We start from the raw sequence: 22,669 nt of genomic DNA on the forward strand, positions 1-22,669 counted from the left end.
AAGACTAAAAACATCTGCATCAACACGAAAGTGTTTCTGCAGGGATGTACTTCAGGAGGATTTTTTAATGCGCGTGACTTAAATCACATAACAACCTGCCCGAATTATCTTATATTGATAATGATTATCATTATCTATAAAATGATATTTATTATCTTATTTTATTAGGGAGGATTACAGTGAAACCGATATATGTTACCTTAGGGTTTCTATTTTTGGCGCTTGGAGTTATTGGTGTGGTGGTGCCATTGCTGCCGACTACGCCGTTTTTGCTGCTGGCGGCTTTTTTCTTTATGCGGGGGTCTGAAAGGCTTCACCAATGGTTTTCGAACACCTCTTTATACCATAAGCATCTGGAAAGCTTTGTCCAAACAAGATCATTGAAGTTGTCTACGAAAATCATATCATTGGGCTTAGCGTCAACCATGCTGATTATGGGCTTTATTTTCACCCCCACCGTGTGGGCCAAAACGCTGATCGTTATGGTTATTCTGTTTAAATACTATTACTTTATATTCCGAATCGGGACCGTGAGGGGTTCTTCGGTGGACAATCAGGCTCCATCCGAATCTGCTTCTGCGCCAAAAAAAAAATCTAAAATGGTCGACAGCCGTCTGCTCGGTCTGGTAGAACATTCTCGAAAATATATCGTATTGGGTGTGCTGGTGCAGTGGATCGGTCTTTTAGGCAGTATAGCTGCTGTGTTGTCCATGTCTTTTGTTCTGCAGCAGGCATGGATCGGACAAGTAACTCGTCAGCTGATTTTATCGGCGACGGTTATTGTTTTTGCTGCGATTGCAGTTCGATGCCTCAGTAATTATGTAGCCAGCATGTTGTCCTATCGGGCTTCGGTGAATGCTAAAAAAACGCTGCGCTCGCAAATTTATGGCAAGCTGCTGAAGCTGGGACCCTCGTATACGGATCATACATCCACCTCGGGGGTTATTCAGGTTGCTGTAGAAGGAGTAGAGCAGCTTGAGACTTATTTTGGCAGATACATGCCTCAGTTGTTTTACAGTCTGCTTGCCCCCGTCACATTGTTCATTACCCTATCTTTTATCAGCTTCAAGGCTGCTGTTATTCTGTTGATCTGCGTACCCCTGATTCCGGTGTCGATCATTGTCATTATGCGGATGGCTAAAAAGCTGTTTCGAAAATACTGGGGCAGCTATGTCAATTTGGGTCACAGCTTTTTGGAAAATGTACAGGGTCTGACGACGCTTAAAATGTACGGTACAGACCAGGAGAAACATCAGGAAATGAATACAGCCGCTGAGAATTTTCGCAAAATGACGATGAAAGTGCTGACCATGCAGCTAAATTCCGTAGCCGTCATGGATCTTATCGCATATGGCGGTGCCGCTGCGGGCGTGCTGGTTGCAGTGAGCGAATATGGTTCGGGCTATATTGGCTTGGCGGGAGCGCTGATTATTGTGTTGCTGTCGGCAGAGTTTTTCATTCCGCTGCGTTTGCTGGGTTCTTATTTTCACATCGCCATGAACGGAATGGCAGCAAGTGACAAAATATTTCAAATGCTGAGCACGGAGGACCTTGTCCAAGGAAAAGAAAGCATAGAAAATACGGATATTCGACTGGAGCAAGTGAGTTTTGCCTACGACGAAAGAGATACCTTGCGAAATATATCCATGGATATCCCTCAGGGCAGCTTTGTTTCGATTGTTGGAGAATCGGGCTCTGGTAAAAGTACGGTAGCCGGATTGATCGTTGGCCATCATGAGGGCTATCGAGGAAGCCTGACCGTGGGAGGAACCGAGCTTACCGACATTTCGGAAGAAAGCCGCATGTGTCATATGACCTGGATCGGCTTTAACAGCTATATATTCAAAGGTACGGTTGAAGCTAATTTAAGAATGGGCAATGAGCGCGTAGACGAGGAACAAATGCTGGAAGCCTTGCGTGAGGTAAAGCTGTATGACTTCATTCTCTCACAAGGAGGGCTGGAACTGGAGCTGGAGGAGCAAGGAGCGAATCTGTCGGGAGGACAACGCCAGCGCCTAGCACTGGCCAGAGCGCTGCTGCATGATAGCAGTGTGTACATTTTTGACGAGGCTACCTCTAACATCGACAGTGAGAGTGAGGAAGGTATTATGGAGGTTATTCATGCGCTGGCGGGCCAAAAAACAGTGATTCTGATCTCCCACAGACTGGAAAACGTGGTCCAATCTGACCGCATCTATGTGCTGCAAAAAGGTCTTTTGGCAGAATCCGGCACGCATCAGGAGCTTTTGAGTCAGCAGGGACATTATGCGGAGATGTACCTCAGTCAACACCGGGTAGAACAATTTGTCAAAGGGGGTGCTGTATATGCGTAGACACGGATTACGGATCATGGCCCAATTATTGTTATTGGCCGGGCCCCTTTTACCTGTGCTGCTTATAACGATCATTACCGGGGTGCTTGGTTTTATTTGTGCTATCGGCATTATTGTCTACGGAGCCCTTGCTCTGCTGACAGCAACGGGCATCACCACAGGCTATAGCATGACGTTTTTGCTGACAGCCATCGTGGCTTGTGCTGTATTGCGCGGTGTATTTCGTTATGGCGAGCAAATGAGTGGTCATTATCTGGCATTCAAGCTGCTGGCTGTGCTGCGTGACAAGGTGCTTCTAGTCTTGCGCAGATTGGCCCCAGCCAAGCTCGAAGGCAAGGACAAGGGAAATCTGATTTCGCTGATTACAAGTGACATTGAACTGCTGGAAGTATTTTATGCGCATACGATAGCGCCGGTTATGATCGGCATCATGACTTCGCTGCTCATGGTATTTTTTATGGGCTCCTATGAGCCTGGATTAGGTTGGCTGGCTGCGCTTGCTTACATAACGGTGGGGCTGTTCATTCCACTGTTAACGTCGCGTATGGGCAGACGTCAGGGGATGGAATATCGGAGCAGCTTTGGCAAGCTGAGCAGTTATTTTCTGGACAGCTTACGTGGTATGAAGGAGATTGTGCAATTCGGGCGCGGGGAACAACGGCTGGCGGAGATTAACCGTCGTACAGATCAACTGGATGCCAAGCAGAAGGGCTTGAAGCAGCATGAAGGTATTACAAGAGCGATAACAGATGCAGCTGTAGTGGGATTTTCCTTCCTGATGCTGCTGGCGGGATTATACGGCATGTCCAAAGGACAGGTTAGCTTTACGGGTATGCTGGTTTCTGTCATTGCTTTGTTCAGTTCATTTGGCCCGGTGGTCGCGCTCAGCAATCTGTCCAACAATCTGCTTCAAACGCTGGCGAGCGGGGAACGAGTGCTGAGCCTGCTGGAGGAGACACCTGAGGTAGAGGAAAATGTTCACGGAAAAAGCGTTGCTTTTACTGGAGCACAGGTGAACAGGGTTACTTTCGCCTACGGTGGTGAAACCGTGCTGAATGACGTAAGTCTCACGATTCCGCATAAGCGGATTACGGGCATTCAGGGGAAAAGCGGCTCTGGCAAGTCAACGCTGCTTAAGCTGCTGATGCGATTCAGGGACCCGCAGCAGGGCAAAATTTTGCTGTCAGGACAAGATTTGAAGGAAATAGGGACCCGGCATTTGAGAGGGTTGCAAAGCTATGTCGATCAGAATACGTTCCTGTTTGATGATACGATTGCAGCCAATATCAAAATCGGAAAGCCTGATGCAACGCACGAGCAGGTTGTGCAAGCAGCTCGCAAGGCATCGGTGCATGATTTTATCATGACCTTGCCACAAGGGTATGACAGCCGCGTCGGAGAATTGGGGGACAGGCTGTCCGGTGGCGAGCGTCAACGGTTGGGACTGGCCAGAGCCTTTGTCCATGATGCGCCTCTCTTATTGCTGGACGAGCCTACCAGCAATTTGGACAGCCTGAATGAAGCCATTATTTTAAAATCGTTAATGGAACAGCAGGAGGACAAAACCATTGTCCTTGTTTCGCACCGAAGCTCCACCATGCGGATTGCCGATGATATTTTCCAAATGGACAATCGCAGATTGTCCTGAGATGAGATCAAGTGAATGATTGTCATGCCTTGAGGGCCGATGTTGTAGCCTGTTCATGGTTTTGTCATAAAATGGAGTGTGCGTGTGAAATGGAAGCAGCATCCGTATTGAAAATCATCCGACTTTTCAAGCTTGTCATATTTTGATAGCCTATGAGGTGAGAATTTTTCAAAAGCCTGAGGTATATTGACAAGTCATTAACATCATAAATGATGGATGAACAGAGGCTGGAAGCCGATGTACAGAAATGGGTGGTGAACAGGAATGTCTGATTTCAAACAGCTTGAGCACACAACATATCCAACATATGAAGGCTATGATTTGGGTCTGACTTATACATCTGCGCGCAGTCTGTTTAAAGTATGGGCACCGACTGCGCAGCAGGTTCATGTAGCGCTATATGACGACGCGGGGATGTACGATCAGGAAGGGATCGTTCACGAGCATGGCGGCGGCCGGGAATTTCCGATGAGCCGTGATGATCGAGGTGTATGGTCTGTAGCACTGGAAGGCAACTGGAATAGATATTATTACATGTACAGGCTGGAGTGGGCGGACAGCACCGTTCATTATGCCGTCGATCCTTATGCGACAGCGGTGTCAGCCAACGGTCAGCGTACGGTGATCCTTGATTTGGCGCCAACCAACCCGGACGGATGGGAAGAGGACACGGGGCCTACACTGGAGCGGGCTACGGATGCCGTGATCTATGAGCTTCATGTGCGCGATTTTTCAATGGATACACATTTTAATACGGGTGAAAAAGACACGTCTGCTGTACAGGGGAAGTTTGCGGCCTTTACGTATTCGGGTTTAAAGGATACGGCGGGCAACACCATCGGGCTGGATCATTTGCAGGAGCTGGGCATTACACATGTTCATTTGCTCCCAGTGGCTGATTTCCATACGGTGAATGATTTGGCGGAATTCAAAACCGGATATAACTGGGGCTATGATCCGCAGCACTATAATGTACCGGAGGGATCGTATTCTTCGAATTCGGCCGACCCGGAAGCACGTATACGAGAGCTGAAGCAACTGGTGCAGTCTCTGCACACTGCTGGCATCGGTGTCATTCTGGACGTCGTGTACAACCATACGTATTCGGTGGAAAAGGGACCGTTTGAGCCTGTCGTACCCGGTTATTATTACCGAACAGATGAGCAGGGACAGCTTACCAACGGATCGGGTGTAGGTAATGAGGTGGCAACCGAACGCCCGATGGTGCGCAAGTATATCAAGGATTCACTGCGCTATTGGGCTAGGGAATATCATATAGACGGCTTCCGGTTTGATTTGATGGGGCTGATGGATACACCGACCGTGGAGCAGCTTACACAAGAGCTGCGCGCTGAGGTGCGTCCCGATCTACTGATCTATGGTGAGCCTTGGACGGGGGGAGAGTCCCCGCAGCCTTTGCTAACGTTAAAAGGGACGCAGCGAGACAAGGGCTTTGCTGTTTTTAACGACAACTACCGCTCTGCTATAAAGGGTGACAGCGACGGTACCGGGAGCGGCTTTGCTACGGGGGCATGGAATCAGGAGGAACAGGTGCTTAAAGGCGCCTTTGGCGCTATTCATGATTTTACAGCCCACCCTTCGGAGAGCATTAATTATGTAACTGCGCATGATAATCTCAATCTGTGGGATAAAATTTTAACGGTAAGAGGTTTGCGGGAGCACTGTGGTTTTCCGCAATGGGAGCAGGGGAAGCCGCGCGATGGGAGAACAGCCGAACAAGCTGTGGCTGAAGCAGATCCATATCGGGAGCTGGATGAAAAAGCTTTGCTGGAGGATGAAACCGTACGAAAATCCTTACTGGCAAACGGCATGGTGCTGACCTCCCAGGGCATTCCTTTTATCCATGCAGGTGATGAACTGCTGCGCTCCAAATACGGGGATCATAACAGCTATCACAGCGTGGATGCGGTAAATGCCATACGGTGGGCTAACAAAGCAAGGTTTCGCCCGGTGTTCGACTACTATCAGGGGTTAATCGCTTTGCGACGCAGTCACCCGGCGTTCCGGATGGATCATCGTGAGCTGGTAGAGCAGCATATGGAGGTGCTGCAAAGCAGCGGAAATGTGGTAGCTTTTGCGCTGAGGCATCATGCTAACGGCGACGTATGGAATCATATTGTGGTCATTTATAACGGTTCGGATACGGAGCAAACGGTATTGCTGCCTGCTGAATCGGACCGCTGGCATGTTGTCGTGGATGCACATGGGGCCGGAAACGAGATACGATATGAAGTAGCAGGCCATCGTGTGACTGTTTCGCGCTGGTCGATGATGGTGCTGTATGATCAGGAGGAACCTGCTCAAGTCTCCTTTTTGACTGAACAGGATCAGGATACCGGGAAAGTGGAGAATGGAGCGGAAGGTTCTGATGAGGAAAAGGATCAGGAAATCGCAACAGGCGAAACGGCTTCTTTTCGCACGATTGAATTGATCTATGAGCGTGCAGATCGGCAGTATTCCGGCTGGAATGTATGGGTATGGGGAACTGGATGCCGGGACGGACATGTAGAATTACGCGATCTGAAGGATGGACGTGCGGTAGCGCGTATTCAGGTGGCCCTTGATGTACAGCGAATCGGCTACATTGTTCGGCTCAATCAATGGGATGCCAAGGATATTGAGGCAGATCGATATATTGAAGTAGACCCGACCCGGTCTGTGATGCAGGTATTGATTCATAGTGGTCAAGAAGAATATTTGCTGCTGGTAAACGATAACCGGGCGGGTTAGATTTTTATGGCTGATTGCTTCGGATATCCTAAAATAGCATTTTAATTCGCATTTTTCGATGATTTCGAGAAATGCTATTTTTTTTGCAAACGTGTGTCAGTTTCAGAAAAAAGGGGTAAAATAGATTTATGGATTTGTTTAGCAGGCAAGATTCTTGGAGAAAATCATGGGTAAGATAACCTGAAGGAGGTTGTATATCATGAGTTCTAATGGAGGAAGTATTCAACTAACCGCCCAGCCGAGAACAGAGAAGAAAGGTTCTGCCATTCGTGACTTGAGGTTAAAAGGACGGATTCCAGCTGTGGTTTACGGCACTGAGCTTGAAGGAACCCCTGTACATGTCGATGCCAAGGAATTTAATAAAGTAGTCAGGACTGGACGTTCAGAGGTATTTAACCTCACAATAGAGGGCAAAGAGACGATCCCGGTTATTATCAAAGATTATCAACAGCGTGACAACCATTGGCTGCATGCCGATTTTTTGAAAATATCCAAAAACAAGCCGCTTCGCGTGCGTGTTTCTATTGATTATCAAGGAACCCCTGCAGGTACAAAAAAGGGTGGTATTTTGCAAGTGCAGGAAACGGAAGTCGAAGTCGAGGGGCTTCCCGCTGATTTGCCATCTACCATTGAGGTCGATGTATCCGCACTGGAGGTTGGTGACAAGATCAGCGCAAGCGATTTGAAGCTTCCAAAAGGAGTAACACTCCACGTTCCTGGAGAGGAACTGCTTGCTTCTATCATTGTCTCGCGTGCGGCTGAAGTAGAAAATGCTGCTGTGGAAGGTGATGCGGCGGCAACTGGAGGCGCCGGAGAGGCTTCCGCAAACAAGGAAGCCTAGTCATATAGCTCGTTGCAGACTCTATAATCGTATTACCTATTTATAAATAATAAAGAAGCTCCTTCGGGGGTTTCTTTTTTTTGTCCTTCAAATAACCCCCGGCTCTTCCCTCACACCTGCGAGAATTGCGGTTTTCGCCCTTTTTGCATAAATAACTTAAAAAATCACACCTTTTATTCGACAAAATCTTACATCATTTTCAAATTGTTTTAGTTATAATGAACAAGCAAAATAAATTTTTTGGGAAATTTTATTTAAAATTAATTATCTTGGGAGAAGGGGGAGGGAAACAATTTTCGTGCGCAAAGGGGAGGAGATATGTAATAGGCCTTGGTTTGGGAACAGATTAGGGCCTCGGAAATTTGTACCGGAACGGCATGTTCTTCCAAGGTGGTTACCAGAGAATGAAACAATTAGAGCAAAGGAGTGATGATACAATGAAGACCAGCAAACGCTTCTTGGGCGTTGTCCAGACATGCGGAGTCGCGGTGCTTGCAACGGCCATGACATTAAGTTCGCTGTCTTTTTTGGCCGTGCCTGCAAAAGCGGCGGATGACGTCAAGTATAACTATGCGGAGGCCCTGCAAAAATCACTGTATTTTTATGATGCGGAGAAGTCCGGCCAGGGCATAACGGGTGGACATTTGGAATGGCGGGGAGACTCCGAGCTTACAGATTCGCATATTCCTCTGGGAATCAACGGGACGAGCGCAAACATGACGAATATGTCGGCCAATTTTATTAACAGTAATAAAGCGGTTCTGGACCCTGATGGCAATGGGTCCGTGGATGTCAGCGGAGGTTTTCACGATGCCGGCGACCATGTCAAGTTTGGATTGCCCCAATCCTATACTGCGTCGACTTTGGGATGGGGATTTTACGAGTTTCGCGATGCGTTTCGCCAGAGTGGGCAAGAAGAGCATATGCTGGAAGAGTTGAAATGGTTTTCGGACTATTTGTTAAGGTCTACTTTTCGCGACAGCAGCGGTAATGTAATCGCGTTTAACTACATGGTGGGCAACGGCACGGTGGATCACACGTACTGGGGGCCGCCGGAATTACAAGACTCGGCGAAGTATCCCCGTACGGCTACTTTTGCCACAGCGGAAACGCCGGCCAGCGATCAAGCGGCAGAGGCAGCCGCAGCACTTGCAATCATGTCGTTAAATATGAAGAACGACGATGCCCAGTATGCAGCGACGTGTCTGGACAACGCCAAGGCACTTTACCGTTTTGCCCAAACCTATAGAGGGCTCGGCAACTCGGACGGGTTTTACAATTCGAGCTTCGACGAAGACGATTTGTCTTGGGCGGCGGTCTGGCTTTACGCTGCGACGGGCGATATGAACTATATCCACGATATCAACGCTACGGGACCGGACGGCATGTACACCGGATATATGAAAAAAATCATCAGAAGTACTTCCGATAGCTGGCAAAACATCTGGGTACACAGCTGGGATACCGTATGGGGCGGCGTTTTCATGAAATTGGCCACCTTGTTCCCAGACAATCCGGACTTTGATTATTTTGCCCGTTGGAATCTGGAATACTGGTCCGGCGGTAAAATCCAGCACAAGGACCCGAACGATAAGACCTATCTGAAACAGAGTCCCGGTGGATTCGGGGCTATTAGCACGTGGGGGTCCGCCCGATATAATGCGGCTGCCCAGCTTTGCGCGCTCGTGTACAGCAAATATACGGGTCGGACCGAGTTTGCGGAATGGGCGAAAAGCCAAATGGACTATATCATGGGGGACAACCCGATGGGGTATTCCTATATCGTTGGATTTCCAACTCCGCAGCAATCCGCCAAACATCCACATCATCGTGCGGCCCATGGCTCCAAAACGAACAATATGACCACTCCGACAGAGCATCGGCACGTTCTCTGGGGAGCTCTCGTCGGCGGCCCGGATACGGACGATGTCCATAATGATGTGACGACCGACTATGTATACAATGAGGTAGCGATTGATTATAACGCAGGCCTTGTCGGAGCGTTGGCCGGGCTTTATCAGCATTATGGTCAGGGACAGCAGCCGTTGGCGGACTTCCCGCCGAAAGAGGAGCAAACGGACGAATATTATGCGGAAGCCAAGCTGGAGCAGGAAAATACCGAACGGTCGCAGGTTACACTCACCGTTCATAATGAATCTGTTCATCCTCCGCATTTCGAAACGGGGATGGCTGCGAGATATTATTTCTCGATCAGCGAATTGCTGGCTGCTGGACAAAGCATTAACGACGTATCGCTCGAAATCTATTACGATGAACAAAAGACGATCAGCGGTGTTCCCGTTAAGGTGACCGGTCCTTTTGCGGTCGATGCAGCTACAGGCACTTATTATTACCAATTCGATTGGGCTGACTCCCAAATATATGGGGACCGTGATCTTCAATTTGGCTTGATCGCCAAGCAGGATCATAATTACAAGAGTCACTGGGATCCGACGAACGACTGGAGCCATACGGGTATTACGAAAACGGCCGCGATCTCTCCTTATGTTCCGGTCTACTTGAACGGCGTAAAAGTATACGGGAATGAACCGGGCAGTGGAAGCAGCTCTCCGATCGTGCCAGCGGTGCCGAAGGATTTGAAGGCAACGGCGGGGAACGCGCAGGCGACGGTAAGCTGGAACACGTCGAACTGGGCGACGAGTTATAGTGTGAAACGTGCGACGACCAGCGGCGGCCCGTATACGACGATAGCCACCGTTACCTCGGCAACCTACATCGACACGGGACTGACGAACGATAACACGTATTATTACGTGGTAAGCGCGGCGAACAGTGCTGGCGAGAGTGAGGATTCAGATCAGGCAAGCGTGACGCCGCAGGCTTCGGAAGACGGCAAACCGGGAGCGCTCGCGCTGCAGTACAAAGCCGGGGATACGAATGCAGGCGACAACCAATTCAAGCCGCAATTCAATATCGTCAACAACGGCCCAAGTGCAGTATCTTTGTCAGACCTGACGATCCGCTACTGGTACACGATCGACGGGGACAAGCCGCAGACGTTTAACTGCGACTGGGCACAGGTTGGCTGCAGCAACCTGAACGGTAAGCTGGTGAAGATGCCGACGGCGAAAGCGGGCGCAGACGCTTATCTGGAAATAACGTTCGGCGCGGGCAGCATCGCAGCAGGCGGCAGCACTGGCGAAATTCAGGCGCGGATCAACAAGAACGACTGGACGAACTACAACGAAGCGGACGACTATTCGTTCGATCCGACGAAGACCTCGTTTACGAACTGGGACCACGTCACCTTGTATCAGAACGGTACGCTCGTTTGGGGTATTGAACCGTAACGTAAGACTGTTCTGGCCGGGGTAGAGGATCAACGAAGCATAACCTCCAGCATGGTGGCTGGATTCACTGAGCTGAAGAAGCAGATTGCAATTGAGAGCAAATAACCGAACAACAGTATCCTAGGGCTAAATAAGCCGGGGAGTATCGTGATCAAGCGGTATTTCCCGGTTTTGCTATATTTACTTGGAGGCTGATGGTATAATTTGTGGCAGTTTAAATGTTGAATAGGGGGAGCGAGCATGAACTTAAGAAAACAGGCACCTAAACTAAAAGCCGGGGATGAGATACGCATTCTTTCACCGTCCACAAGCTTGTCGATCGTTTCCGAGAAAAATCGTCTGATTGCCCGGCAAAAGCTGGAGCAGCTTGGTTTTACGGTGAGCTTTTCACAACATGTGCTGGAAAATGATGATTTTACATCTTCTTCGATAGCGTCCAGAGTAGCAGATTTGCACGAAGCTTTTGTCGATCCGAAGGTAAAGGGCATCCTGACCTCAATTGGGGGCTATAATGCCAATCAACTACTTGCCCACCTTGATTATGAACTGATTGGCGCTCATCCCAAACGATTATGTGGTTATTCGGATATCACAGCGTTAAGCCATGCTATTTACGCGAAAACCGGCCTTATCACATATGCGGGTCCGCTTTTTTTGACGTTTGCCATGTTGCAAGGAAATGAATATACGACGGCGTATTTTCAAAAGCTGATGCTGGAAGAGGGCAGCATTCAAATCCAATCTTCGCCCGAGTGGAGTGACGATGCCTGGTATCTGGATCAGGATAAAAGAATCTTTCACCGCAATGCAGGTCCGTATGCGATTCATGATGGAGAAGCAGAGGGAACGATTGTGGGCGGAAACCTGTGCACCCTGAATTTGCTGCAGGGAACTCCATATATGCCGAGTCTGGAGGGAAGCATTTTATTTGTTGAAGATGATTACGAAAGCTCCCCTGCTACATTTGATCGGGATTTGCAATCGTTGCTGCACCAGCCTGGATTTGATCAGGTCAGGGGGATTATTATTGGACGTTTTCAGCAGGCGTCACACATGACAAAAGAATTGCTGCGGCAAATCATTAGCTCAAAAAAGGAACTGGCCTCTATGCCAGTGATTGCAGATGCCGATTTTGGACACACCACACCGCAATTTACATATCCGATTGGCGGAAAGGCAAGCATCTGTGCCAGGAATGGCATAGTGAATATTGAAATAAGTGAGTAGTGTAGGCATGTCCGTTTTTATTTGAGGGGGAACACATGTGAACGCCTTTTTGGAAATGCTGATGCAGCTATTTGAGCGCGCAGCGCTGCTGCTGATTTGTTTATTTTTTATCACCCGTATTCCGCGGTTTAAGGAAACCCTGCAAAAGAACAGTCATTCTCCGGGAGAACTGACTTTGCTAACGTTGATTTTTTGTATGTTTGCACTGTTCGGTACGTACACCGGGATTGAAGTTGAAGGCTCGCTTGTGAATGTTCGTATCATTGCGATTATGTCGGGCGGTATTTTGTTCGGACCATGGGTTGGAATCATTACAGGTATTATATCGGGTATCCACCGCTATCTGATTGATATCGGGGGAGTAACCTCGATTCCATGTCTGATCACCAGTATTCTGGCAGGTGTGGGATCTGGATACATTGGTCGTCGGGTTAGCCGTTCCAAGAGATGGCTGGTCGGCATCGCCGCAGGAATGATTTGCGAGGCATTAACGATGCTGCTGATTCTGGTGATGGCACACCCGTACGCTCTTGGTCTGGACATCGTTTCCAAGATCGGATTGCCGATGATTATCGGGGAAGTCAGTATTGGTCTCATCGTCCTGTTGATCCAGAGTGTCGAGGGGGAAAAGGAAAATATCGCGGCCAGACAGGCCAAGCTGGCACTGGATATTGCCAACAAAACGTTGCCCTATTTTCGTTCGATTAATGCGGAATCGCTGCATACCATTTGTTCGATCATAAAAGAGGATATCAAGGCAGATGCGGTTGCGATTACGGATACTCGAAATGTGCTGGCCTATGTCGGTTTTGGCGAGGAACGCTATCACATTGGTGACGAGATCATTAGCGATGTGACCAAATCGACGATCCGCAGCGGAAAAATCACGATTCGCAATCATATTGCAGATGATAAAACGCCCCAAATTCAGTCTCTGCTCATTATCCCGTTAGAGGAGCGGGGGGAGGTAACCGGAACCCTAAAAATTTATTACCGTAAAGCATATAAAATCACGTACCCGTTGCAGACGATGGCAATTGGTTTGTCTCAAATCATTTCCACGTTAATGGAAGTGTCGCGTGTGGAGCAAATTAAAGAAGCAGCGAACAAAGCCGAATTGAAGGCATTGCAGACCAAAATCAATCCTCATTTCCTGTTCAATGCGCTGAACGCGATTGCTTCGACTACACGCACCAAGCCGGATAAGGCGCGCGAGCTGATCATTAATTTGTCGGGCTATCTGCGTTATAATCTGGAGCTTAATGATGATCTGATAGAAATTCACAAGGAGCTTCAGCAGGTATCTGATTACGTGGAAATTGAAAAGGCACGCTTCGGCAACCGGCTTCAGGTGGAGTATGTGATGGATGAGGTGTCTGTGCTCATTCCAAGCCTGATTATCCAGCCCTTGGTTGAAAATGCGATTAATCATGGGATACTAAAGAAAAAGGGGCCGGGTACAGTGACGATTTCCGTACGGGATCGGGGAGAAAAGGTGCGGATTTCCGTTGCAGATACCGGGGTGGGTATACGAGATGATGTTGTGGATAATCTGTATCATGATCAGGTTCCGGTCAAACAAATAGGCTTGTACAATGTGCACAGACGACTCAAGCTTATGTATGGTGAAGGAGTTATTATTCTCAAGCATAAGCCAGGCACCGAAGTTTATTTTGACATACCAAAGGAGAAGTCATGAAGGCCATAATTGTAGAAGACGAAATTCCAGCGCGCGAAGAGCTGGAGTATCTTATTCAGACGCATAGCAGCATTGAGGTGACGAATAGCTTCGAGGACGGACTGGATGTGTTCCGGTTTTTGCAGGAGCAGGAGACGGACGCCATCTTTCTGGATATTAATATTCCTTCGCTGGACGGGATGCTGCTGGCTCAGAATATTAGCAAATTTGCTAAAAAGCCTTATATTATTTTTACGACCGCCTATAAAGAACATGCGGCACAGGCCTTTGAACTGGAGGCATTCGACTACATTCTCAAGCCGTATGATGAAAAACGAATCGCCGCCATGCTGCGCAAGCTGGAAAATGCCTATGAGCAGCGGAATGCCCAGTCACAGGAGACGGCCTCACCTGCACAGCCTCGAGCTGCTGAAGCAAGCATAGTCAGCGCTTCGGGTCGCATCAATCTGCTGAAAAACGACAAAATTATTGTGACCGATGCGAGCGATATTTACTATGCGTGCGCACAGGAAAAGGTTACCCGCGTATTTACAAGGCATGAGGAATATACGATGCCGATGAGCATCTCGGAATTTCATGCCCGCTTGCCGCAGCAGGACTTTTTCCGTTGTCACCGTTCCTACACGGTGAATCTGTCGCAAATTCGTGAAATTGTGCCCTGGTTCAATCACACGTATCTCCTGCGTTTGCGCGGCCTGGACGCGGAGATTCCGGTAAGCCGAAGCAAAGCCAAGGAATTTCGGCAAATTATGCGACTATAAAGGCACTTCATTCCGCTATATGTGCATTTCATTCCTCAAATGAATTCTGGCTAACTTACGACGTTATAATGATCCATGTAGAGAGAATCCTTACAGACTTGCTCCTCCAAGGCGCAGGTGCGTACTGGATTCCCGGTTATCATGATGACAATTTGACGCTATAAGAGCCGGAATGAAAAGAGGAGATTTATATGAAAACAAACAGTGGAAACCGCCTGCTGATCGTGCTTGGAACGATTATTGTCCAGATGGGATTAGGAACGATTTACACTTGGAGTTTGTTTAATCAACCGCTGGTGGACCGCTTTGGCTGGAACCTCAGCTCGGTCGCCATTACATTTTCGATTACCAGCTTTGCGCTGGCAATTGCTACATTATTTGCAGGCAAGCTGCAGGATAAATGGGGATTGCGTCGTCTGATTTTAGGTGCAGGTGTCGTGTTAGGTGTAGGGTTAATGCTCAGCTCACAGGTAAGCTCCCTGTCCCTGCTGTACATTTTAGCGGGTGTTGTCGTAGGTTTTGCGGACGGTACGGCATATATTACATCACTGTCGAATCTGATCAAATGGTTTCCCGAGAAAAAAGGACTTATTTCCGGTATTTCGGTTGGGGCATACGGAACAGGCAGTCTTATTTTCAAATATATTAATGGTTCGCTGATTCAGTCCGTTGGCGTATCACAGGCATTTCTGTATTGGGGTATGATCGTGTTCATCATGATTGTGGGCGGTTCTTTCCTGGTGCGGGAGGCTGTAGTCGTGAACAAGCCTTCGGTACAAAATGCGGGTACGCCGCAGCGGGATTACACCGTTAAAGAGATGCTGCGCACCAAGCAGGCCTATCTGCTGTTCGTGATGTTCTTTACCGCTTGTATGAGTGGGCTGTATCTGATTGGAGTTGTCAAGGATATCGGCGTACGGATGGCCGGGCTGGATGTAGCCACAGCCGCTAATGCGGTCGCAATGGTCGCTATTTTCAACACGGCGGGACGAATCATATTAGGTGCGCTATCGGATAAGGTCGGTCGTCTGAAAGTGGTAGCGGGTGCGTTGCTGACAACAGCGGTCGCGGTTACAGTGCTTAGTCTGGTACCGCTGAACTATGGTTTGTTCTTTACCTGTGTAGCAGGAATTGCATTCTGCTTTGGCGGCAACATTACCGTTTTTCCAGCCATTGTGGCTGATTTCTTCGGCCTGAAAAATCAAAGTAAAAACTATGGTATCGTGTATCAGGGCTTTGGTCTCGGTGCACTGGCGGGATCTTTTATCGCAGCCTTGCTCGGCGGCTTCATCCCGACCTTTACGACCATTGCGGTGCTGTGTGTCGTATCGTTCCTGATCGCGCTGACGATTCGTACACCGGATCAAAGCAAACCGGATCAAGGCAATTTGCGCAGTCAACGTAAGAAAAATCCTCATACCTTGCGCGGCATGAAGCCCGGAACAAAGCTGGGCTAACAGGGTTTGAGAAAAAAGGACCAGATGAATGCCAAAAGACCTGTCATCATTTCCATGTGGGAAATGTTGGCAGGTTATTTGTTTTTCTAGCAATCTATTTTAAGGTATAATAAAAAGATATGGAATAAGCCGATATATACAAAAGACATAAGCTAAGAACCTGACAGGAGGACGAGTCATGATCGTGGATACAAGCGGGAACCTGCTTGCCCGCAATACGAAGCTGCGAAATACATATCAAATTCGAAGCGCCTTGTCCCGCAGTGAGCTGGCCATCGTGTATACGGCAAGGCTGTTGGATCATCGAGAAAAGGTCATTGTGAAGGAGTTTTTTCCGAGTGCACTGGCCCTTCGGGGATCGGATCGAAAAACGGTGACCTGCGGCGCGTCTATGCAATCCAAATATGTGGAGTTTATGCATTATTTTTTGTGTGAAGGGCAAATGCTCAAGGAGTTAAGTCATCCTGGAATTGTCAGTTATATAGATCACTTTGAGGAAAATGGAACTGCTTATCTGGTGATGGAATACTGTGCAGGCAAGACGCTGGACAGGGTAATGCAAGAAGAGTCTGCGCTCACGTCCGATCCTGCTTTTAAGTATCAGGCGTTGCTGTCTTTAATTGATGCCATGGAGTATATTCACGATAAGGGCATTATTCACCGGGATATTAAGCCTGGCAACATTATGATTGGAGAGAATGGCAGCATCAAGCTGCTTGATTTCGGTTCTGCTGTACATTTTGAGGGCAAGGAGCATCCGATCTTCACCACGGCAGGCTACTCTCCGCTGGAGTTTTATTCTAACCGCTCGCAGCAGGGACCTGTATCGGATATCTATAGCTTGGCCGCCACGCTGTATTATTGTCAGAAAGGATCGCCTCCACCGGATGTGCCTGGCAGATTGTTTGCAGACCGGACCGACCGGATTCGGATTGAAAATGCAGGGATTTCCTTGCTGCCGTATGTGATTCGGCGTGGTCTGGAGGTGCAGGCTAACAAGCGTTGTCGCTCACTCAGATGGTTTAAAGCCGCACTACGTGCGGAATACTGGATAAAAAAAGGGAAGCGCCGCACTCTTACGGTTCGTTAATCGTAAGAGGCGGTGCTTCCTTTTTTTGTTTTCCGACCCCGTTATCCTGTCGGAGCTTGAATATGATCAGTGTACACTGAGGTATTCGGCTTGATCGCTTTGTAGCGCAGCTCAATTTCAGTTACGCCGTCCTCGAACGTGATGTACAGTTTGTCACCGTACTCCATTACCGCTTTTTTATTGCGGGTCAGTCTGACCTTTCCGTGCTGCAGGGCGCAGCGTGTATCATGTTTGACGACCAGACTTCCTTTTTTACCTGCGGAAAACAGGATTCGCTCCGCCTCTGGCAGCGGTTCGTGAACGTCCAGCGTACGGAACAATTCCTTCAGGCTAATCTTTCGGCCCGGAAAGGAGGTGAGCGGCCAGGATTTTACTGGAATCTCCTGTCCACTGGCCGTTGCGAGAAAATATCCTTCGATTCTTCCGGCAAATTGCGGCTTGGGCCGCAAAAACCAGTACAGAAGCGCTGCCGCCACGATACCGATGGCTACCGTCCATTTAATTGCGGTATACCGGGACTGCACGGAAACGGTCAGCGTAGCGCTGCTGGATGCTCCTTCCGGATCGGTAGCGGTAATCTTCAGCTCAGAGTCTCCTGTGTGAAGCTCGGATAGCAGCAGATCATTACCGTTGATCTCGGCATGGGCCGCATCCCCAGTGGCGCCCGTCTCCAGCTTGTAGGTTAGCTTGTCATGATTCGGATCAGCAAAGAAATCCGATAAGCTTCGACGGGAATCTCCATCTTCTTTCACCAGACGAATCGTCAGGTCCTTTAACACCTGCAGTGCCGCATTGGCCGCGTGGACCTTATGCACGGTTCCATTGCGGTACCATTGCGGGCTGTCCAGAGCGAGCTGCCAAGTATAATCCCCTGTTTGAGGGAACGTATATTCGGCATGAAAGGCTCCGTCCTTATAGGTCATAGGTACCTTTTTGCTTGAGCCGCCCTTTACAGGTGTAACGATAATATGGGCTTGAAGTGACGTATATACTGCTTCATCTGCAAGCTTTTGACCATCCGGCAACAGGAGCTGAGCCTGAAAAGGTGTGGCCTGACCTTTAAGTAACTGTACTGACTTGTTGCCATTCGCTGCTGTTCCTTGTTTTCCTCCCATACTAGCTTCGGCTTCCAGTCGATAGCTGCCGAGCAAATTGATTTTGACCAAATCTCCGCGTATCCCACGCAGCTTCAGCTTCACTTTGCCTGCCTGTGGATGCTCAATTTTTAATATCGCATATCGGCTCGACTTATACCTGCGAACATTCTCTGAATTGGAATACAGCTGTGTTTCCTGAAGAGGATGCTCGGACAAAAGCACCAAATTCGCTTCCTCCATACTGGAGTCTGGCAGGTTGACTGTTAATTCCTGCATCTCGCCAGTGGTCGTAATGGCGGCAACAGGTACGAGCTTGGATCGAATTTGACTGGCGAAAATACGATTCAAAATTTCCGGCAGATCCTCGGCACTGCTCGTAATAAAAGAAGCTCCCCCCGTTTGAGAAGCAATCCGCTCGAGCTCCTGCCGATTTACTGTACCGTCATGATTCAGACCAATCGTATACACCGGATATCCTTTGGTCTGTGCGGATTTGATGACAGAAGCCACATCATTGTTGGAATCTTCTTTCGTTCGGGAGCCGGAGGAGGCACCAAAATCAGTCTCCCCATCTGATAGCAGGATCATAAAGGGCTGACGTCCCTTGGATGCTCCTGCGGCGAGCAGCTCCGAGCCCTTGCGCAATCCAAGCCCCAGATCCGTATAACCGGAACGGTTTAGCGTTCTGATTTCCTGCTGAATTTGGGATTTTTGCGCTGCTACGGCAATTGAGGTCAGGGATTTGGACGCGACTACGTGATGGTTGTAGGCGACAAAGCCAACGCGTGTACGGTCTGCATCACTCAAGTCCATAAACATACTGATGACTTCGGCTGCAATGCCCTCGGGATCGGTGTCCCTCATGGAATAACTGGTATCCAGCACAAAAACAGCATCATAACCCTCAATCGGAGCAGTCCCCGAAGATGCTGCATTAGCCTGATTTACAGTGAAAATGCCCCCATTTAAGCCCATTTGAAAAAATAGTACAAAAGTCATGAAAATGATAATCCCTAGTTTCCTTATCCTGAACATAAGCTCCTCCGTCGACAAGGCCAATGCGGGTGTAGCGACCCTCCTAATCCTTGGGATATAAGGGATAAAGGATCAAAATAGCCGTTAACACTCACATTTGGCCATGAATTTGATACTTTTACGCTTATCAGAAATATCCAATGGATTTCTATCGGCAATTCAGTTCCATTTGTGAATATTTCCCTGTAGAAACAGGTCTAACATATCATAAAAATTACGTATTTACGCATAAAATGAGTCGAAATGCCCTGTTTTAATCTGAGCCTACAGAAATTGACAAAACCAAAGAGTGCTTTGTATGATAGCTTTCGTATCAGCGGCAAAAAATGGGATTGAAGTTAGGAATGCGAAATCAATAATTTAAAATTTCTCTGTTATCTGACTTTTCATTTTGTGTTTAAATCTCATTTTGATTTTTTGCCGCTAAAAGTTAAATCACGCTTCGGACTGATTTTCGAGGTTACATGCCTGTACCGTGAAGATGGTATGAGCCGAATCCTTTGGCTAATTTGAATGTTATGTAGGGGGGAGGAGGCAAATGAACTAGAAATGGGTAATTTACTGCTCTGATTGGACATTCCGTGTCCGGCTATGGAGCAATAGACCTATACCCATACAGTATTCGTTTGCCGACAGCGATGGAAATCATTTATCAAACGAACCGGACCATGCTTTTTGAAGAAATTAATCCGGAAAAGCTGGACCTGATCACCATTGTAGGTGATGTAAAAGGGATTGACAGCTTAAGTGACGAGAAGATCAAGGAAATTAACCAGCACCTTCTGGTGCGCAGCTTTGACGAATTTTTAGATAAGTTTTCACCGACCGTATATTCGTTTTTTAACGCGGCCAATCAAAAAGTCGTCTACACCATTAAAAAGCCTGAGGGGATCGATGAGGATAGCATTTCTGAAATTCGTATCAATCAAAGTAATGATTTTCTGAAAATGTTGTTTACACTCATTGATACCAAACGCAGTCAAGGAATCACCAATGTGGATTTCAAGTTTGAAAATCTGCTGGATATGATTTCTCCGAAAAAGGTAATGGATGATATTCGTCAAGTCCGCAAAGAAATTCACTATATGTACGGTGAATACGACAAGCTGGATGATGGCGATCCAAAGAAACTCGACATGGGCGACAAGCTGAATGGAATGTTCGAGGAAGCAAGTCAGAACTACAACAATGTGATGGCTATGCTGCCACTGGCCATTGAGGATATTAAAACTCGTCTTCTGCTCGGTGGTGCTCAAGAGGAGAACTCTGGTGAGCTGATCCAGGTGGGTATGCTCTCTATTGGAGAGAGCGGCGAACTGAAAATTATCGAAGCGCCGAAGAGCGAAAGCACCGAGCTGATGCTGCTGGATGAAAACAGCACCGGCGATCTGTCACAGGTGTTCGAAGAAGATTACAACTCCATTACAGATACACCTTCCGATTATGTGAAGGATTTGGTGGTTCGTACATTTGTGCCGCTGCCAGCTGTTCAGACCAAGGTTGACACAGCAGTTGAAGTGCAAAACTACAACACGTATCTGGAGTTCTATAAAAATGCGAAGGACGATTTCGTGAAGGCGGTCAAGCCGCTTGTGGAAAAAATCCTTGGTGTGAAAATGTTTTTTGATCAATATGCAACCAAGAGCAAGGGAATGCTGCCGACGATGCTGGTGGCGAACAACAAGCTGGACATGCTGGTGAAAAGCAGCAACATCCCGCGTCTGGAAACGTACCTGAACACGGTGAATGCTAAAAATGAATTTAGCGACACCATCTGGTTCGGTATCGTCCCATCGATCGAGCTGGAAGCAGCCGGTAAGGTGAAGGTTACACGTGAACGCTTTAAGGGCAACGAGAAGGTGGTCAAGCAGGGTGGAAATTCCATGGAATCCCTTTCGATGCTGCTGCAGGTTGTGAAGGATTACAAAATTCAAATGTTCTTTAATTTTGAATCTGGTGAAGAAACGACCTTCAACAGCATGGCGACAGCCGGAATTGACAAATATATCGACAAGTGCTCCACTCTCGTTCGCAGAGAATACAGCGAATTTGCGATTCCTTGTGTGCCGAACTTCACGATTATTCCAAAGGACAAATCGGGTGTCATTATCGACAGCAAAATGCTGCAAACCGAAAGCGGTGTCCAGCTCTCCAAGGAAAAAGAGGATATTCTCAAGCTGTGGATCGAGGGTGTCTATGTAGGGGCAGCCTACGTTGCCGCCGGTCTGGTCTCTGCTTATCAATGTCCCGAGTATCTGCGTGAAACCTTCAAAACGGTCAACAAAAACTACCCTGGCGTACGCTTCGACATCGAAGCGGGAGACAACAGTTTGCGCACAGTGACAACGATGGCCAAGGAAATCACCGGGTTCACCAACACGATCAAGGATGCCATTAACCGTAAAAACTTCGGTTTTGTATTCTCGTCAGAGAATGCTCAGCTCCAGGATAAGGATATCCGCCGGATTACCGTTTACAAGGCGAGAAGCATGGCGATGTCCGAGGACGGCTTTGACTCCATCTACAAGACGCTGGTCAGCACGTACATTGAACGTATTTTGCGCTACCAGACAGGAGACTTCAAGCACGAAAATATCGTCCGCTTCTTCAGCAACAATCCGAGCAGTCAGAAGAGCAAGTGGCTGGGCAGCAGAGGATCTGTTAACTCGATCATTCAGGACGGAGATGATATGAGCTTTATTATTGATGAGAAAAGCAATATGTGCCATATCGATCTGGTCTTCAACGGCAATGTGAAGAACCTGGAAGTCATGATCACTAAAGGAACAAGCTCGGTTAAATCATGATCCGAGCGCTACGAAAGATGTTAGAGGCGTTTCTATCCAGAACCGCCTTTACACATAAATTGCGGAGAAGCTCTGCTTCTCCCGCCATCATATTACCCAATTTCAAGGAGGCAACACACATGGGATTCAGATTGAAAGTAGAAGGACAAGAAACAATCGAGCTGGGCTTGGATAACATCCAAACGGTTATTTATGACACCGATACACCGGACGACTCCAATGCACGCTCCACTGACGTAGGCTCTACGCTGCGCATCAGCGGTAAAATCATCACAGCAGTAGACGGTGACAGCGCGGATGACACGCTGAAACTGGCTTTGTGGTCTCTGGTTCCTGCTGAAAAAGCAGACAGCTACCGTAAAGTAACACTGGAAGTTATCGCAGCTGATCAAGTTGTGCGTAAAATCTACTTCCCGAATGCGTTCGTTGTAGACTACAACGAGCACTTCGGTGACACAGAAGGTGTAGGTGCGTTTACACTCTACATCAAACAAAAGAAAGACAAAACCGAGCTGGCTACAATCGACGGCGGATATCCGGTTTAAGCTTGACGGCTTAATGTTAGGCACAGTTTGAACACACACACTCACCCTGTGCTCAGGTGCAGGGTGG

General features: G+C 48.1%; 13 protein-coding genes. 12 read left to right on the plus strand and 1 reads right to left on the minus strand.

Annotation, left to right across the window (positions count from 1 at the left end; all coding sequences use genetic code 11):
* Positions 1-179: 179 nt before the first annotated feature.
* The 10 genes from B4V02_RS06725 to B4V02_RS06770 all read left to right on the plus strand — a co-directional run bounded on the left by B4V02_RS06725 (position 180) and on the right by B4V02_RS06770 (position 17,118).
* On the plus strand, positions 180-2,333 hold the full coding sequence (locus B4V02_RS06725) for a DUF454 family protein (protein WP_094154205.1): 2,154 nt from the start codon (positions 180-182) through the stop codon (positions 2,331-2,333).
* A complete protein-coding gene (locus B4V02_RS06730) occupies positions 2,326-3,981 on the plus strand; it encodes an amino acid ABC transporter ATP-binding/permease protein (RefSeq protein ID WP_094154206.1) in 1,656 nt (551 codons plus the stop codon). The genes B4V02_RS06725 and B4V02_RS06730 overlap by 8 nt, the downstream gene beginning before the upstream one ends.
* 264 nt (positions 3,982-4,245) lie before the next feature.
* Positions 4,246-6,732 carry a type I pullulanase gene (pulA, locus tag B4V02_RS06735; RefSeq protein ID WP_094154207.1) on the plus strand — a complete coding sequence of 829 codons (2,487 nt, stop codon included), beginning with the start codon at positions 4,246-4,248 and terminating at the stop codon, positions 6,730-6,732.
* A gap of 199 nt (positions 6,733-6,931) precedes the next feature.
* Positions 6,932-7,573 (plus strand): 50S ribosomal protein L25, encoded by a 642-nt coding sequence (locus B4V02_RS06740; protein WP_094154208.1) that lies wholly within the window; start codon positions 6,932-6,934, stop codon positions 7,571-7,573.
* 437 nt (positions 7,574-8,010) lie between these two features.
* Positions 8,011-10,884, plus strand: coding sequence for a glycoside hydrolase family 9 protein (locus tag B4V02_RS06745; RefSeq protein ID WP_094154209.1), 2,874 nt, complete (start codon positions 8,011-8,013; stop codon positions 10,882-10,884).
* Positions 10,885-11,124: 240 nt separating this feature from the next.
* Positions 11,125-12,111 carry a S66 family peptidase gene (locus B4V02_RS06750; protein ID WP_094154210.1) on the plus strand — a complete coding sequence of 329 codons (987 nt, stop codon included), beginning with the start codon at positions 11,125-11,127 and terminating at the stop codon, positions 12,109-12,111.
* A 37-nt stretch (positions 12,112-12,148) separates the two neighbouring features.
* Entirely contained in the window at positions 12,149-13,810 is a 1,662-nt protein-coding gene (locus tag B4V02_RS06755; RefSeq protein ID WP_279628260.1) for a LytS/YhcK type 5TM receptor domain-containing protein, read from the plus strand.
* Entirely contained in the window at positions 13,807-14,571 is a 765-nt protein-coding gene (locus B4V02_RS06760) for a LytR/AlgR family response regulator transcription factor (protein ID WP_094154211.1), read from the plus strand. Before B4V02_RS06755 ends, B4V02_RS06760 begins: the two co-directional genes overlap by 4 nt.
* A 191-nt stretch (positions 14,572-14,762) precedes the next feature.
* A complete protein-coding gene (locus tag B4V02_RS06765; protein ID WP_094154212.1) occupies positions 14,763-16,028 on the plus strand; it encodes an L-lactate MFS transporter in 1,266 nt (421 codons plus the stop codon).
* Positions 16,029-16,206: 178 nt separating this feature from the next.
* The gene (locus tag B4V02_RS06770; protein WP_094154213.1) at positions 16,207-17,118 is read left to right on the plus strand and encodes a serine/threonine protein kinase; all 912 of its coding nucleotides are present in this window, start codon (positions 16,207-16,209) and stop codon (positions 17,116-17,118) included.
* A gap of 41 nt (positions 17,119-17,159) precedes the next feature.
* Here B4V02_RS06770 and B4V02_RS06775 read toward each other — a convergent pair whose 3' ends face one another.
* Entirely contained in the window at positions 17,160-19,250 is a 2,091-nt protein-coding gene (locus tag B4V02_RS06775; protein ID WP_094156957.1) for a VWA domain-containing protein, read from the minus strand.
* A gap of 638 nt (positions 19,251-19,888) precedes the next feature.
* Between B4V02_RS06775 and B4V02_RS06780 the strand changes: the two genes are divergently transcribed.
* The gene (locus B4V02_RS06780; RefSeq protein WP_043891231.1) at positions 19,889-22,057 is read left to right on the plus strand and encodes a hypothetical protein; all 2,169 of its coding nucleotides are present in this window, start codon (positions 19,889-19,891) and stop codon (positions 22,055-22,057) included.
* A gap of 119 nt (positions 22,058-22,176) precedes the next feature.
* Entirely contained in the window at positions 22,177-22,602 is a 426-nt protein-coding gene (locus B4V02_RS06785) for a hypothetical protein (RefSeq protein WP_007431573.1), read from the plus strand.
* Positions 22,603-22,669 lie beyond the last annotated feature (67 nt).

Source organism: Paenibacillus kribbensis (genome assembly GCF_002240415.1).
Taxonomy (GTDB): domain Bacteria; phylum Bacillota; class Bacilli; order Paenibacillales; family Paenibacillaceae; genus Paenibacillus; species Paenibacillus kribbensis.

What these genes read in the sequence shown, in the direction of transcription:
- B4V02_RS06780 (WP_043891231.1), top strand. Translation starts at nt 19,889, where the DNA reads ATGGAAATCATTTATCAAACGAACCGGACCATGCTTTTTGAAGAAATT.
- B4V02_RS06750 (WP_094154210.1), top strand. Translation starts at nt 11,125, where the DNA reads ATGAACTTAAGAAAACAGGCACCTAAACTAAAAGCCGGGGATGAGATA.
- B4V02_RS06730 (WP_094154206.1), top strand. Translation starts at nt 2,326, where the DNA reads ATGCGTAGACACGGATTACGGATCATGGCCCAATTATTGTTATTGGCC.
- B4V02_RS06745 (WP_094154209.1), top strand. Translation starts at nt 8,011, where the DNA reads ATGAAGACCAGCAAACGCTTCTTGGGCGTTGTCCAGACATGCGGAGTC.
- B4V02_RS06760 (WP_094154211.1), top strand. Translation starts at nt 13,807, where the DNA reads ATGAAGGCCATAATTGTAGAAGACGAAATTCCAGCGCGCGAAGAGCTG.
- B4V02_RS06775 (WP_094156957.1), bottom strand. Translation starts at nt 19,250, where the DNA reads ATGTTCAGGATAAGGAAACTAGGGATTATCATTTTCATGACTTTTGTA.
- B4V02_RS06740 (WP_094154208.1), top strand. Translation starts at nt 6,932, where the DNA reads ATGAGTTCTAATGGAGGAAGTATTCAACTAACCGCCCAGCCGAGAACA.
- pulA (WP_094154207.1), top strand. Translation starts at nt 4,246, where the DNA reads ATGTCTGATTTCAAACAGCTTGAGCACACAACATATCCAACATATGAA.
- B4V02_RS06770 (WP_094154213.1), top strand. Translation starts at nt 16,207, where the DNA reads ATGATCGTGGATACAAGCGGGAACCTGCTTGCCCGCAATACGAAGCTG.
- B4V02_RS06785 (WP_007431573.1), top strand. Translation starts at nt 22,177, where the DNA reads ATGGGATTCAGATTGAAAGTAGAAGGACAAGAAACAATCGAGCTGGGC.
- B4V02_RS06765 (WP_094154212.1), top strand. Translation starts at nt 14,763, where the DNA reads ATGAAAACAAACAGTGGAAACCGCCTGCTGATCGTGCTTGGAACGATT.